Below are 15,117 nucleotides of genomic sequence, written 5' to 3'. Positions count from 1 at the left end.
GACCGACGCCCTCGCGCGTCGGTTTTTTTTGCCCTGATTTCAGTTTTTCGACGCTGATTCCTGAAATTTTGCAATGCGCTGAAACGAAGAAAATATTCCCCGAAGCTCGCCGAATAACCCGAATTCCCCACTCGTGATTATTTTCCTTATCGCCATACTGACGGCATGAAAAAACAACAGGGCTATACGCTAATTGAAACGCTGGTGGCAATGCTCATCATCGTCACGCTAAGCGCGTCAGGGCTATATGGCTGGCAACGCTGGCAGCAACAGCAACGATTGTGGCAAACCGTCGTTCAGGTGCAGGACTACCTGCTGCAACTGCGCGAGGATGCCAACTGGCATAACCGTGACCATGTCATCGGCGTTATCAGAGAGGGAACGTCATGGTGTCTGGTCAGCTCTGCTGCGGCTCAAAATACCTGTAAGCCCGCTTCTGCGTTGGTGTTAATCCCGCGCTGGGATGATGTTGAGATGGCAGACATCACGCCGTCGCTGGCCTTTTTTGGCCTGCGCAACACCGCATGGGCTGGACATATTGGCCTAAAAAATGCCGCGGGTGAACGGTGGGTGGTGATATCGAGCTGGGGGCGAATTCGGCTTTGTGAGCGTGATGAGGCAGATGTATGTCGGTAAACGAACGCGGTTTTTCATTGCTGGAGGTGCTGATCGCAATGGCTATCAGCAGCGTTTTGCTACTGGGGGCTGCGCGCTTTTTACCGTCGCTTCAGCACGATATATTGCTCAACACGCGCCAGTTAGCCCTTGAAGATGAGCTCTGGCAGCGAGCCTATACGGTGGCTAAACATCTCCAGCGGGCAGGGTACTGTCACGGAAACTGTAGCGGTGAAGGGCTGGTGATATCGGGACACGGTGATTGCGTAATTGCGCGTTGGGACGCTAACGGTAACGGCATTTGGGAGACAACCCCAGCTAAAGACGCGGACCAGATAGGTTTTCGTTTACAAGACCAGGTGCTGGAAACCTTGCGTGGTGCGACATCCTGCGATGGAAAGGGCTGGGATAAAATGACCGATCCTGACACTGTTCTGATTGAGACATTTCAGGTTGAACGCCAGAACATCAGCGGATTTGCGCCCATCCTGACCTTGCGTCTGCGCGGAGCCAGCAAAAGTGCGCCACAAAAGGTTATTGAAGCGCGCTATAGCGTGACGGGGTTTAACCTGTGAACCGGGAACGCGGCGTATCGTCCCTGGCGATGGTGCTTTTGCTTCTGCTGCTCGGCGGTCTGCTGCTCCAGGGGCTTAGCCAACAGGAAGCCAGTTTTGCTTCGCGCGTTGCTACGGAAAGTCAGGCTTTGCAGCACCAGGCTGTGGTGCAATCCGCCATGGAATGGGGACGTATGCAGTCCTGGCAACGGCAACCGGCCGTGCAATGCCGGCGTGATTCAACCGCGAATGCAGCCGTTTGTCTGCGATGGTATGGCGAGGATAACGTGTTGCTTATTACCGACTATGAAGGGATGTCACTATGGCGGCAGGGCGAGGTTATCGATGGCAATATTGTATTTTCCGCACATGGCTGGAGCGATTTCTGCCCGCTAAGAGAGGCTACTCTGTGCCTGCTACCCTGAACCGGCAACGCGGTTTTAGCCTGCCAGAAGTGATGCTGGCAATGGTACTTATGGTCATGATTGTGACCGCATTGTCGGGGTATCAAAGGGTATTAATGAACAGTTTCCTCATCAGAAGTCAGTACCAGCAGCTGTGGCGTCATGCGTGGATGCAAACCCAAATGACGGCATTTCCGTCGCCGTTAAACTGGCAGGTAAACCGAATGCAGACAACGCGGGCGGGATGTGTCAGCATCAACGTCAAACTTTCTTCACCCTTGGGCAGGCAAGGTCAAATGACGCGTCTGCACTGCCCAAACAGTCAGTAGTCAGGAGCCGCTATGTTAAGGGTCTACCACTCCAATCGTCTGGATGTGCTGGAAGCGTTAATGGAATATATCGTTGAGCGCGACCGGCTCATCGATCCCTTTGAACCTGAAATGATCCTGGTTCAAAGTACCGGCATGGCGCAATGGCTACAAATGACCCTGGCACAGAAGTTCGGCATTGCCGCCAATATTGACTTCCCGCTACCTGCGAGTTTTATCTGGGATATGTTTGTGCGGGTACTGCCGGATATCCCAAAAGAAAGTGCGTTCAGCAAGCAGAGTATGAGCTGGAAGCTGATGACGCTGCTGCCGCAGTTGTTGGATGACGAGGCGTTCACGTTGCTGCGCCAGTATCTGACAGACGATACCGACAAGCGTAAGCTGTTTCAGCTCTCCTCACGTGCCGCTGACCTGTTTGACCAGTACTTAGTCTACCGCCCTGACTGGTTGACGCAGTGGGAGTCGGGGAAACAGGTTGAAGGATTGGGGGAGTCTCAGGCCTGGCAGGCACCGTTGTGGAAAGCGTTGGTGGAATACACCGCAGAGTTGGGGCAAGAGCGCTGGCACCGCGCCAATTTATATCAGCGATTTATTCAGACCCTGGAAAATGCCTCAAGCTGTCCGCAGGGGCTGCCCGCTCGCGTCTTTATTTGCGGCATTTCCGCACTGCCGCCCGTGTATCTTCAGGCCCTGCAGGCGCTGGGGAAGCATATTGAAATTCATCTGCTGTTTACCAATCCATGTCGTTACTACTGGGGTGATATTAAAGACCCCGCGTATCTGGCAAAGCTGCTGGCACGTCAGCGTCGGCATAGCTTTGAAGAACGTCATCTGCCGCTGTTTCGTGATAGCCAGAATGCTGAAGAGTTGTTTAACAGCGACGGCGAACAGGATGTCAGTAACCCGCTGCTGGCCTCGTGGGGCAAACTGGGGCGGGACTATATTTACCTGCTTTCCGAACTGGAAAACAGCCAGGAGCTGGATGCGTTTGTGGATATCACGCCTGACAATCTTTTGCATAACATTCAGTCGGATATCCTTGAACTGGAAAGCCGGGCCGTGGCGGGCGTTAATCTGGAGGAGTATTCGCGCAGCGATAATAAGCGCTTACTTGAGCCGAATGACACCAGCGTAACGTTTCATGTCTGCCACAGCCCACAGCGTGAGGTGGAAATTCTTCATGACCGCCTGCTGGCGATGCTGGCGGCGGACCCAACGCTGACGCCGCGCGATATCATCGTCATGGTGGCGGATATCGACAGCTACAGCCCCTTTATTCAGGCTGTTTTTGGCAGCGCGCCGGCCGATCGCTATTTACCGTATGCCATTTCTGACCGTCGTGCGCGCCAGTCCCATCCGGTTTTACAGGCGTTTATTAGCCTGCTGTCTCTGCCGGACAGCCGCTTTGTCTCCGAGGATGTGCTGGCGTTACTCGATGTTCCCGTGCTGGCGGCGCGCTTCAACATCAACGAAGAAGGGCTGCGCTATCTCCGCTTATGGGTGAATGAGTCAGGCATTCGCTGGGGCATTGACGATGACAACGTGCGCGAACTGGAACTGCCGCCGACAGGCCAACACACCTGGCAATTTGGTTTGACGCGAATGCTGTTGGGCTATGCGATGGAAAGTGCGCAGGGGGAGTGGCAATCCGTACTGCCGTATGATGAGTCCAGCGGTTTGATCGCCGAACTGGTGGGGCATCTGGCTTCGCTGTTGATGAAACTGAATCTCTGGCGTCGGGGTCTGGCGCAGGAACGTCCGCTGGAAGAGTGGTTGCCTGTTTGCAACGACATGCTTAATGATTTCTTCCTGCCGGATGTGGATACCGAAGCGGCAATGACGCTGATTAAAGATCAGTGGCAGGCCATTATCGCTGAAGGTCTGGGGGCTAAATACGGCGAGGCCGTGCCGCTTTCGCTGTTACGGGATGAGCTGGCACAACGGCTCGATCAGGAACGCATTAGCCAGCGCTTCCTCGCAGGTCCGGTCAATATCTGTACCCTGATGCCGATGCGATCGATTCCTTTCAAGGTAGTGTGTCTGCTGGGCATGAACGACGGCGTTTATCCGCGCCAGCTTGCGCCTCTGGGTTTTGATCTGATGAGCCAAAAGCCGATGCGTGGTGACCGAAGCCGCCGCGATGATGACCGCTATCTGTTTCTGGAAGCCCTGATTTCGGCGCAGCAAACGCTCTACATCAGCTACATTGGTCGTTCAATCCAGGATAACAGCGAACGCTTTCCGTCGGTGCTGGTACAAGAGTTGCTGGACTATATTGGGCAAAGCCACTATTTGCCGGGTGATGAAGCGCTCACCTGTGATGAAAGCGAGGCCCGGGTAAAAGCGCACATAACCCGTTTGCATACCCGCATGCCTTTTGACGCACAAAACTATCTGCCGGGAGAGCAGCAAAGTTATGCCCGGGAGTGGCTGCCCGCGGCGAGCCTGACAGGCAAAGCACACACTGATTTTGTGCAACCACTGCCATATGTCATGCCTGAAATCCTGACACTAGAGACGCTGCAGAGATTTTGGGCACACCCGGTGCGGGCTTTTTTCCAGATGCGGCTACAGGTGAACTTCCGCTCTGAAGAGAGTGATATACCGGAGACGGAACCCTTTATCCTTGAAGGATTAACCCGCTATCAGCTTAATCAGCAGCTGCTTAACACGCTGGTTGAAGAGCATGATGCGGAGCGTTTGTTCCGTCACTTCCGTGCGGCAGGCTCGCTGCCTTACGGGGCATTTGGCGAAATCCTGTGGGATGCCCAGCGCCAGGAAATGCAGTCGCTGGCCGAGCGTATTATCGCTTGTCGCCAGCCGGGTCAGAGTATGGAGATCGATCTCAACTGCAACGGCGTGCAAATCACCGGGTGGCTACAGCAGGTTCAGCAGGACGGTTTGTTGCGCTGGCGCCCATCTTTGTTAAGCATTTCTCAGGGCGTGCAACTTTGGCTGGAACATCTTGTCTATTGTGCCAGTGGTGGAACGGGTGAGAGCCGGCTGTTCCTGCGTAAAGATGCAGAGTGGCGTTTTCCTCCACTGGATGCCGAGCAGGCAATGCGCTACCTGGCGCAGCTTGTTGACGGGTATCGCGAGGGCATGTCATCGCCGTTACTGGTGCTACCGGAAAGCGGTGGGGCATGGATAAAAACCTGTTATGACGCCGCAAATGATGCCATGTTAGAGGATGACGACACGCGGCAAAAAGCGCGTAGTAAGTTTTTGCAGGCCTATGAAGGCAACATGATGGTACGCGGTGAGGGTGACGATATCTGGTATCAACGCCTGTGGCGTCAGCTGGAGCCGGATACGCTAGAGGCCATTGTGGCGCAGTCTCAGCGCTTTTTGTTACCGTTATTTCGCTTTAATCAGTCATGATGATTGTATAAAAATTGCGCAATTCGATGGCTTCCTCTATGATGCGCTTTCTGTCACGGACTGATTCTTACACATAAGATGCTGACTCGTTCAGCACAAAGTCTTGCCCTGTTCAGACCCCGCCTTTCTGCGTGGTTTGCTGTGAACAGGTGAATACGTTAATGATGAGGTTTGTGAATGCCCCGCAGCACCTGGTTTTGCGCAATACTGTTGTTCGTTGCCCTTTGGGCGCCCGTAAGTCAGGCAGATACCGGTTGGCAGCCCTTAGCTGAAACCATCCGTAAAAGCGATAAAGACACCCGCCAGTATCAGGCCGTGCGCCTGGACAACGGCATGGTCGTGTTGCTGGTATCCGATCCCCAGGCCGTGAAATCCCTTTCCGCACTGGTGGTGCCCGTTGGGTCTCTGGAAGATCCCGACGATCATCAGGGGCTGGCGCATTACCTCGAACACATGTGCCTGATGGGCTCGAAAAAATACCCGCAGCCGGATAGCTTAGCGGAATTCCTTAAAATGCACGGCGGCAGCCACAATGCCAGCACGGCGCCTTATCGCACGGCTTTCTATCTTGAAGTTGAAAACGACGCGCTGCTCGGGGCGGTGGATCGTCTGGCGGACGCCATTGCCGAACCGTTGCTGGATAAAAAATATGCCGATCGCGAGCGTAATGCCGTTAACTCTGAGCTGACGCTGGCGCGTACCCGTGACGGTATGCGTATGGCGCAGGTGAGTGCCGAGACCATCAACCCGGCGCACCCGGGCTCGCGCTTCTCCGGTGGTAACCTGCAAACGCTGAGCGACAAGCCGGGTAATCCGGTGCTGCAGGCTTTACAGACGTTTCATGAAAAGTACTACTCGGCAAACGTGATGAAGGCGGTAATTTACAGCAATAAACCGCTGCCAGAACTGGCGCGGATAGCCGCTGATACCTTCGGACGGGTGCCAAACAAAAATATCGAAAAGCCGGAAATCACCGTCCCGGTAGTTACCGACGCGCAAAAGGGCATCATAATCCACTATGTCCCGGCGATGCCGCGTAAAGTGCTGCGCATTGAGTTTCGTATTGATAACAATAGTGCACAGTTTCGCAGTAAAACCGATGAGCTGGTGACGTACCTGATTGGCAACCGCAGCCCAGGTACCTTGTCTGACTGGCTGCAAAAGCAGGGATTAGTGGAAGGCATCCGTGCGGACTCTGACCCGGTGGTCAACGGTAACAGCGGTGTATTAGCCATTTCCGCGACCTTAACCGACAAAGGCCTGGCGAATCGCGATGAAGTGGTCGCGGCCATCTTTAGCTATCTCAACCTGTTACGCGATAAAGGCGTCGATAAACGTTATTTCGACGAACTGGCGCACGTGCTGGATCTCGACTTCCGCTATCCGTCCATCACCCGTGATATGGACTATGTGGAATGGCTGGCAGATACCATGATCCGCGTTCCGGTAGAACATACGCTGGATGCGGTAAATATTGCCGACCAGTACGATGCGAAAGCCGTGCAGCAGCGTCTGGCGATGATGACGCCGCAGAACGCGCGTATTTGGTACATCAGTCCAAAAGAGCCGCACAACAAAACCGCATACTTTGTTGATGCGCCTTATCAGGTCGATAAAATAAGCGATAAAACCTTCGCTGACTGGCAGCAAAAAGCGCAGGGCATTGCGCTGTCTTTGCCGGAGTTAAACCCCTATATTCCTGACGATTTCACGCTGATTAAAGCGGATAAAAAATATGCGCGTCCGGATCTGATCGTCGATGAGCCGGATTTACGCGTGGTCTATGCGCCGAGCCAGTATTTTGCCACTGAGCCGAAGGCCGATGTCAGTGTGATCCTGCGTAACCCGAAGGCGATGGACAGTGCCAAAAACCAGGTGTTATTCGCGCTTAACGATTACCTGGCAGGCATTGCGCTTGACCAGTTGAGTAATCAGGCTGCGGTGGGCGGTATTGGCTTCTCGACCAACGCCAACAACGGTTTGATGCTCAACGCTAACGGTTATACGCAACGTTTACCGCAGCTTTTTCAGGCGCTGCTGAGCGGGTATTTCAGCTATACCTCTACGGAGGAACAACTGGAACAGGCGAAATCCTGGTACGCGCAGATGATGGACTCTGCGGAAAAAGGCAAGGCCTACGACCAGGCGATTATGCCGGTACAGATGCTTTCTCAGGTGCCGTACTTCTCGCGTGATGAGCGCCGTAAGCTGCTGCCTTCTATTACCTTAAATGAGGTGATGACCTACCGCGACACATTAAAAGCTGGGGCGCGACCAGAATTCCTCGTGATTGGTAATATGAGCGAGGCGCAGGCGAAGACCATGGCGCGGGACATCCAGAAACAGCTGGGTGCTAACGGCTCGGAGTGGTGTCGTAACAAAGATGTGGTGGTGGACAAAAAGCAGTCCGTTATCTTTGAAAAAGCGGGCAGCAGTACAGACTCCGCGCTGGCGGCGGTATTTGTCCCCACCGGCTACGATGAATACACCAGCTCTGCCTACAGCGCCATGTTAGGACAGATTGTGCAGCCGTGGTTCTACAATCAGCTGCGTACCGAAGAGCAGTTGGGATACGCCGTATTTGCCTTCCCGATGAGCGTAGGCCGTCAGTGGGGGATGGGCTTCCTGCTGCAAAGCAGTGACAAGCAGCCGTCTTATCTGTGGGACCGCTACAAAGCATTTTTCCCCACGGCGGAAGCGAAGCTGCGGGCGATGAAAGCCGATGAGTTCGCGCAAATTCAGCAGGCTATCATTGCGCAAATGCTGCAGGCGCCGCAAACGTTAGGGGCAGAAGCTTCGCAGTTAAGCAAAGATTTCGATCGGGGTAATATGCGCTTCGATTCACGTGATAAAATCGTGGCTCAGATTAAACTGCTGACGCCGCAAAAGCTTGCCGATTTCTTCCATCAGGCGGTGGTTGAGCCGCAAGGCATGGCGATACTGTCACAGGTTTCCGGCAGTCAGAACGGGAAAGCAGACTATGTGCACCCGGAAGGCTGGAAAGTGTGGCAGACCGTCAGCGCGTTGCAGCAAACCTTACCCCTGATGAGTGAAAAGAATGAATGATGCCGCTGAGTCCCTTGATCCTCTCCGCTTGCCCCTGACGGGCGAGCGTCTGATTGAAGCCTCCGCAGGCACCGGTAAAACCTTTACCATCGCCGCCCTGTATTTACGTTTACTGCTTGGACTGGGCGGCTCTGCCGCCTTTCCCCGTCCGCTGACCGTCGAAGAGCTATTAGTGGTCACCTTTACGGAGGCGGCCACTGAAGAACTGCGTGGACGTATTCGTAGCAACATCCATGAACTGCGCATTGCCTGCCTGCGTGAAACCACCGAAAACCCGCTGTACGCCCGTCTGTTAGATGAAATTGCCGATAAAAAGCAGGCCGCGCAGTGGCTGCTGCTGGCTGAACGACAGATGGATGAAGCGGCGGTGTTTACCATCCACGGTTTTTGTCAGCGCATGCTCAGTCTCAATGCCTTTGAGTCCGGCATGTTGTTTGAACAACAGCTGATTGAAGATGAATCACTGCTGCGTTATCAGGCCTGCGCGGACTTTTGGCGTCGGCATTGCTACCCACTGTCTCGCGATATTGCGCAGGTGGTTTTTGAAACGTGGAAAGGGCCGCAGGCGCTGCTGAGGGATATCGATCGCTACTTGCAAGGGGAAGCGCCGGTCATTAAAGCGCCGCCGTCAGCAGATGAAACGCTGGCATCCCGACACGAAAAAATCCTCGCACGCATCAACCAAATCAAGCAGCAATGGTGCGATTCGGCTGATGAGCTGGACGGATTGCTGGAAGCCTCGGGGATCGACAGACGTAAATTTAACCGGGGTAATCAGGGTAAGTGGATTGAGAAGATAAGCGCCTGGGCGCAGGAAGAAACGCAAAGTTATCAGTTGCCGGATGCCCTGGAAAAATTCTCCCAGCGTTTTCTGGAAGAACGTACCAAAGCGGGCGGCATCACGCCACAGCATCCGCTCTTTGTTGCCATTGATGAACTGCTCGCTGAGCCGCTGACTATTCGCGACTTGGTGATCACACGGGCACTGGCGGAGATCCGCGAAACGGTGGCTGCAGAAAAACGCCGACGCGGTGAGCTGGGTTTTGACGATATGCTCAGTCGTCTCGATGCGGCGCTGCGCAGTGAAAGCGGCGACGCACTGGCGACAGCCATCCGTAGCCGTTTTCCGGTGGCAATGATTGATGAATTCCAGGACACCGATCCGCAGCAATATCGCATTTTCCGCCGTATCTGGCAGCATCAGCCGGATACGGCCCTGCTGCTGATTGGCGACCCGAAACAGGCGATTTACGCGTTTCGCGGCGCGGATATTTTTACCTATATGAAGGCGCGCAGCGAAGTGAGCGCGCACTACACGCTCGACACCAACTGGCGCTCGGCGCCTGGCATGGTTAATGGTGTGAATACGCTGTTTAGCCAGATGACCGATGCCTTTATGTTCCGCGAAATCCCCTTTAGTCCGGTGAAATCCGCCGAAAAAAATCAGTCGTTGCGGTTTGTCCTGAACGGTGAAACACAGCCAGCGATCAACATGTGGTTGATGGACGGGGAAAGTTGCGGTGTCGGTGACTATCAGAATTACATGGCCCGGGTTTGTGCAACGCAAATTCGTGACTGGCTGAAAGCCGGACACGCGGGCAAGGCGCTTCTGACGAGCGCTAAAACATCACGACCGGTACGCGCGTCGGATATCAGCGTGCTGGTGCGCAGTCGCCAGGAGGCAGCGCTCATCCGCGATGCGCTGACGCAACTGGCGATCCCGTCGGTCTATCTTTCCAACCGTGACAGCGTCTTTGATACCCTCGAAGCGCAGGAACTGCTGTGGGTATTGCAGGCGGTGATGACGCCGGAGCGTGAAAATACGCTGCGTAGCGCACTGGCAACGTCGATGATGGGGCTGAATGCGCAGGATATCGAAACGCTCAATAATGATGAGCATGCCTGGGATGCGGTAGTCGAGGAGTTTGACGGCTACCGTCAGCTCTGGCACAAGCGCGGCGTGATGCCGATGCTTCGCGCGCTGATGTCGGCGCGTCAGATTGCGGAAAACCTGCTGGCAACGGCGGGAGGCGAACGTCGCCTGACCGATATTTTGCACATCAGCGAGCTGCTACAGGAAGCCGGTTCGCAGTTGGAAAGCGAGCATGCGCTGGTGCGCTGGTTATCCCAGCATATTCTTGAGCCGGACAGCAATGCATCCAGCCAGCAGCTCAGGCTGGAAAGCGATAAGCACCTGGTCAAAATCGTCACTATTCACAAATCGAAAGGGCTGGAATACCCGCTGGTCTGGCTGCCTTTCATCACTCATTTTCGCGTGCAGGATCAGGCGTTCTATCACGATCGCCGTTCGTTTGAAGCGGTGCTGGATCTCAGCCAGGCTGATGAGAGCATCGAGCTGGCTGAGGTTGAACGTCTGGCGGAAGACCTGCGTCTGCTCTACGTCGCGCTGACCCGTTCGGTATGGCACTGCAGCCTTGGCGTTGCGCCGCTGGTACGCCGCCGGGGAGATAAAAAAGGTGACACCGATGTGCATCAAAGCGCGCTGGGCCGTCTGTTGCAAAAAGGCGAGCCGATGGACGCTGCCGGACTGCGCGCCGCCATTGATGCGCTTTGTAGTGACGATATTGCCTGTCGGGTCCCTGATGAACCGGACTCCGAACGCTGGCTTTCTGCTGAAGAAAGCCGCGAACCGTTGAGCGCGCGGACGCTGCCGCGCCTGCCAGGCGATAACTGGCGCGTTACCAGTTATTCCGGCCTGCAACAGCGCGGGCACGGTATCGCGCAGGATCTGATCCCCCGGCTGGACGTTGATGCGGCGGGCGTCGGTGAAGCGATTGTGGAATCCGGACTCACGCCGCACCAGTTCCCGCGTGGGGCGTCACCGGGAACATTTTTGCATAGCCTGTTTGAAGCGCTTGATTTTACCCAGCCGGTGGACCCGCTTTGGGTGCAGGAACAACTCGCGCTTGGCGGCTATGACGTACATTGGGCGTCGGTTCTGACCCCGTGGCTGGAGGCCATTTTGCATGCTCCGCTCAACGAAACTGGCGTGAGCCTGAGCGCACTTTCAGCGCATGAAAAACAGGTGGAGATGGAGTTTTATCTGCCGATTTCGCAGCCGCTGATTGCCAGCCAACTGGATGCGTTGATCCGTCAGTATGACCCGCTCTCGGCGGGCTGTCCTCCGCTGGACTTTATGCAGGTACGCGGCATGCTGAAAGGGTTTATCGACCTGGTGTTCCGTCATCAGGGGCGTTATTACCTGCTCGACTACAAGTCTAACTGGCTGGGTGAAGACAGTACGGCGTACACCCAGCAGGCGATGGCCGCTGCCATGCAGGCGCATCGCTATGATCTGCAATATCAGCTTTATACCCTGGCGCTGCATCGCTATTTACGTCATCGCATTGCAGACTACGACTATGAACGTCATTTTGGCGGCGTCATCTACCTCTTCCTGCGCGGCGTTGACAGCGAACAACCGCAGCAGGGGATTTACGCGACCCGACCTGACGCAGAATTGGTCGCTTTGATGGACGAGATGTTTGCCGGTGCGACACTGGAGGAGACGTTATGACAATCCAAACGCGATTACTGGAGGCGGTAGAGCAAAAGCAGCTCCGGGCGCTGGATGCCCAGTTTGCGCTGGCGGTTGCCGGTAACGATAACCCTGCGGTCACGCTGGCAGCGGCGCTACTCAGTCGTGAAGCGGGTGAGGGACACGTCTGTTTACCGCTTTCCCGTTTATCCTTAAGCGAAGACGCCCATCCTCTGCTGAGCGCCTGGCTTAGCGAAGCGGGTGAACCAGCAGACTGGACTGAATGCCTGCTGGCCTCCGTGGCGGTGAGTCGCGGCGAGCGTCCCACTCCGTTGGTGCTGTACGGCGATCGCCTGTACCTGAACCGGATGTGGAATAACGAACGTACGGTCGCCCGCTTTTTCAGTGAAGTTAACCAGGCCATCGACGTCGATGAGTCGCGGCTGGCCCAGACGCTGGAGACGCTTTTTCCGCGAACAGAAGAGGGCGTTAACTGGCAAAAAGTGGCGGCGGCCGTGGCGCTGACTCGCCGTATATCGGTGATCTCCGGCGGACCGGGCACCGGTAAAACCACCACGGTTGCGAGGCTGCTGGCGGCATTGATTCAGATGACCGACGGCGAGCGCTGTCGTATTCGCCTGGCGGCACCGACGGGAAAAGCGGCGGCGCGTCTGACCGCATCGCTGGGCGCGGCACTGCGTGAGCTGCCGCTGACCGATGAGCAAAAGAAACGCATTCCGGATGATGCCAGTACGTTGCATCGGCTGTTGGGCGCACAGCCCGGCAGCCAGCGCCTGCGCCATCATGCGGGCAACCCCCTGCATCTTGATGTGCTGGTGGTGGATGAAGCCTCGATGATTGATTTGCCCATGATGTCACGCCTGATTGATGCGCTACCGCCGCACGGGCGGGTGATTTTTCTTGGCGATCGCGACCAGCTGGCGTCCGTTGAGGCGGGCGCGGTGCTGGGGGATATCTGTGCCTTTGTGAATGCCGGGTTTACCCCCGAACGCGCAAAACAGCTGAGTCGGCTGACCGGCAGCACCATTCCGGCGGGCGTGGGCACCCAGGCCGCCTCTTTGCGGGACAGCCTCTGTCTGCTGCAAAAAAGCTACCGTTTCGGCAGTGATTCCGGTATCGGCCAGCTGGCGTCGGCGATTAATCGCGGTGATAAAGTCGCGCTGAAAACGGTATTCCAGCAGGGATTTAGCGATATTGAAAAACGTACCCTGCGCAGCGGGGAAGACTATGTCGCTATGCTTGAAGAGGCGTTAGCCGGATATGGCCGCTACCTGACGTTGTTGCGCGAAGGCGCAGAGCCGGGGGCTGTCATTCAGGCATTTAATGAATATCAGCTGCTGTGCGCCCTGCGAGAAGGGCCATTCGGCGTAAGCGGACTGAATGAACGCCTTGAACAGGTGATGGTACAAAAACGTAAAATCCAGCGTTCCGCGCATACCCGCTGGTACGAGGGGCGACCGGTAATGATTGCGCGTAATGACAGTTCGCTGGGGCTGTTTAACGGAGATATCGGTATTGCGCTCGATCGTGGGCAGGGGCTGCGGGTATGGTTCGCTTTGCCGGATGGGTCCATCAAGTCGGTGCAGCCCAGCCGTTTGCCGGAACATGAAACCACCTGGGCGATGACGGTGCACAAATCGCAAGGGTCTGAATTTGATCATGCGGCGTTGATTTTGCCCAGCCAGCACTCACCCGTTGTCACCCGCGAACTGGTATATACCGCCATTACCCGCGCGCGCCGCCGCCTGTCGTTGTACGCCGATGAGCGGATATTAACTGCGGCTGTTGCTATTCGCACGGAACGTCGCAGCGGGCTGTCTGCGCTGTTTAATGACGGCATTACAGAGTAGGTTTTGTTGGCCGGATAAGGCATTTATGCCATATCCGGCAACGACCTCTATCCCAAATCTGCCATCAGCACTTTTGACCGCCGCTGATAGTTGTACATCTCTTTCTTACTTTCCGGTAGCAGGTCGATATCCACCGGGGTAAAGCCGCGCTCCTGAAACCAGTGAATGCTGCGCGTGGTCAACACGAACAGCTTGCTGAGCCCCATTTGTCGGGCTTGCACGGCGATCCGCTCCAGCAAAACCTCGCCACGCGATGAACTACGATAGTCCGGATGCACCGCTACGCAGGCCATTTCGCCAATTCGTTCTTCCGGGAAAGGGTACAGCGCGGCACAGGCGATGGTCAGGTTATCGCGCTGAATAATGGTGAACTTGTCGATCTCCATTTCCAGTTGTTCGCGCGAGCGGCGAACCAGAATACCTTGCTGCTCTAGCGGGCGGATCAGCTCCAGGATCCCGCCGATATCATTGATGGTTGCGCGACGGATCTGCTCGGCACTCTCCATCACGATTTGCGTCCCAATCCCGTCACGTGAGAACAGTTCTTGCAACAGCGTGCCGTCTTCCTGATAGCTAATCAGGTGGCAGCGGCGTACCCCACTACGACAGGCTTTGACTGCACCCCGCAGGAAGCGCACGGTACCGGAGCTGTAGTCACCGATTGCTTCCTGGGCTTCAACGCGTGCCTGGGCCTCGTTGGGGAACAGTTCGGACACAATATCGCCATCATCGTTAATGACCCCTTGCGAGGAGCAAAAGCCGATCATCTTTTCTGCCTTCAGTTTGATGGCTAACTGAGTGGCGACCTCTTCAGACGTCAAGTTAAAGCTCTCGCCGGTCACAGAAACAGCGACAGGTCCCATCAGAACAATGGCGCCGCTGTCCAGTTGGCGGTGAATCGCCTCTTCATCAATACGACGAATGCGCCCGCTGTGGCAGTAATCGACGCCGTCATCCACGCCCAACGGCTGGGAGATAATAAAATTCCCGCTGACCACGTTGATGTGCGCACCCTGCAAGGGCGTATTGTTCAGGCTCATCGACAGGCGTGCAGTAATATCAAGCTGGAGCAGACCAGCTGCCTGTTTGACCAGCTCCAGCGTTTTGGCGTCGGTCACGCGCGTATTCTTGTGATACACCGGCTCATGATGATGCGCAGCAAGATTGGCATCAATCTGTGGCCGTGCGCCATACACCACAACCAGGCGAATGCCGAGGCTATGAAGGAGTCCAATATCATTGACGATACTGGAAAAATTTTCATGCTCGATGGCTTCGCCGCCCAGCATAATGACAAACGTTTTTCCCCGATGGGTATTGATATAGGGAACAGAATGGCGGAATCCCTGTACCAGCTCGGTTCTACGCTCCTTCACCACGGCACACCTCTATTGCATG

Annotated in this window: 9 protein-coding genes; 8 read left to right on the top strand and 1 reads right to left on the bottom strand. The window is 55.6% G+C overall.

What is annotated here, in order from left to right; all coding sequences use genetic code 11:
- Positions 1 to 165 precede the first annotated feature (165 nt).
- From FDX01_RS13315 to recD, 8 genes are all read left to right on the top strand, one after another.
- Positions 166 to 636: a prepilin peptidase-dependent protein gene (locus FDX01_RS13315; protein ID WP_137399911.1), complete on the top strand. Its 471-nt coding sequence runs from the start codon at positions 166 to 168 to the stop codon at positions 634 to 636.
- The gene (locus tag FDX01_RS13310; protein ID WP_137399910.1) at positions 627 to 1,190 is read left to right on the top strand and encodes a prepilin peptidase-dependent protein; all 564 of its coding nucleotides are present in this window, start codon (positions 627 to 629) and stop codon (positions 1,188 to 1,190) included. Before FDX01_RS13315 ends, FDX01_RS13310 begins: the two co-directional genes overlap by 10 nt.
- Positions 1,187 to 1,594 carry a DUF2509 family protein gene (locus FDX01_RS13305; RefSeq protein WP_137363184.1) on the top strand — a complete coding sequence of 136 codons (408 nt, stop codon included), beginning with the start codon at positions 1,187 to 1,189 and terminating at the stop codon, positions 1,592 to 1,594. Before FDX01_RS13310 ends, FDX01_RS13305 begins: the two co-directional genes overlap by 4 nt.
- Positions 1,579 to 1,902: a prepilin-type N-terminal cleavage/methylation domain-containing protein gene (locus FDX01_RS13300; RefSeq protein ID WP_096755854.1), complete on the top strand. Its 324-nt coding sequence runs from the start codon at positions 1,579 to 1,581 to the stop codon at positions 1,900 to 1,902. Before FDX01_RS13305 ends, FDX01_RS13300 begins: the two co-directional genes overlap by 16 nt.
- Positions 1,903 to 1,914: 12 nt before the next feature.
- Positions 1,915 to 5,283, top strand: a complete 3,369-nt coding sequence (gene recC, locus FDX01_RS13295; RefSeq protein ID WP_137399909.1) for an exodeoxyribonuclease V subunit gamma — start codon at positions 1,915 to 1,917, stop codon at positions 5,281 to 5,283.
- A gap of 177 nt (positions 5,284 to 5,460) precedes the next feature.
- Complete coding sequence (ptrA, locus tag FDX01_RS13290; RefSeq protein ID WP_137363182.1) at positions 5,461 to 8,349, top strand: pitrilysin; 2,889 nt, start codon at positions 5,461 to 5,463, stop codon at positions 8,347 to 8,349.
- The gene (recB, locus tag FDX01_RS13285; protein ID WP_137399908.1) at positions 8,342 to 11,887 is read left to right on the top strand and encodes an exodeoxyribonuclease V subunit beta; all 3,546 of its coding nucleotides are present in this window, start codon (positions 8,342 to 8,344) and stop codon (positions 11,885 to 11,887) included. The genes ptrA and recB overlap by 8 nt, the downstream gene beginning before the upstream one ends.
- Positions 11,884 to 13,719 (top strand): exodeoxyribonuclease V subunit alpha, encoded by a 1,836-nt coding sequence (gene recD / locus FDX01_RS13280; RefSeq protein WP_137399907.1) that lies wholly within the window; start codon positions 11,884 to 11,886, stop codon positions 13,717 to 13,719. The genes recB and recD overlap by 4 nt, the downstream gene beginning before the upstream one ends.
- Before the next feature lie 47 nt (positions 13,720 to 13,766).
- On the opposite strand, the gene argA is transcribed toward recD, so the two are convergent.
- Positions 13,767 to 15,098, bottom strand: a complete 1,332-nt coding sequence (gene argA / locus FDX01_RS13275) for an amino-acid N-acetyltransferase (RefSeq protein WP_096755859.1) — start codon at positions 15,096 to 15,098, stop codon at positions 13,767 to 13,769.
- Positions 15,099 to 15,117 lie beyond the last annotated feature (19 nt).

This window comes from Citrobacter sp. wls613 (genome assembly GCF_005281195.1).
In the GTDB taxonomy this organism is placed as follows: Bacteria; Pseudomonadota; Gammaproteobacteria; order Enterobacterales; family Enterobacteriaceae; genus Citrobacter; species Citrobacter gillenii.
Note: the sequence above shows the minus strand (reverse complement) of the source record. Positions and strands in the feature narration are given on the sequence as shown.

Excerpts from the sequence above, each read along its gene's own strand:
- recB (WP_137399908.1), top strand. The coding sequence starts at position 8,342 with ATGAATGATGCCGCTGAGTCCCTTGATCCTCTCCGCTTGCCCCTGACG.
- recC (WP_137399909.1), top strand. The coding sequence starts at position 1,915 with ATGTTAAGGGTCTACCACTCCAATCGTCTGGATGTGCTGGAAGCGTTA.
- FDX01_RS13315 (WP_137399911.1), top strand. The coding sequence starts at position 166 with ATGAAAAAACAACAGGGCTATACGCTAATTGAAACGCTGGTGGCAATG.
- FDX01_RS13310 (WP_137399910.1), top strand. The coding sequence starts at position 627 with ATGTCGGTAAACGAACGCGGTTTTTCATTGCTGGAGGTGCTGATCGCA.
- recD (WP_137399907.1), top strand. The coding sequence starts at position 11,884 with ATGACAATCCAAACGCGATTACTGGAGGCGGTAGAGCAAAAGCAGCTC.
- ptrA (WP_137363182.1), top strand. The coding sequence starts at position 5,461 with ATGCCCCGCAGCACCTGGTTTTGCGCAATACTGTTGTTCGTTGCCCTT.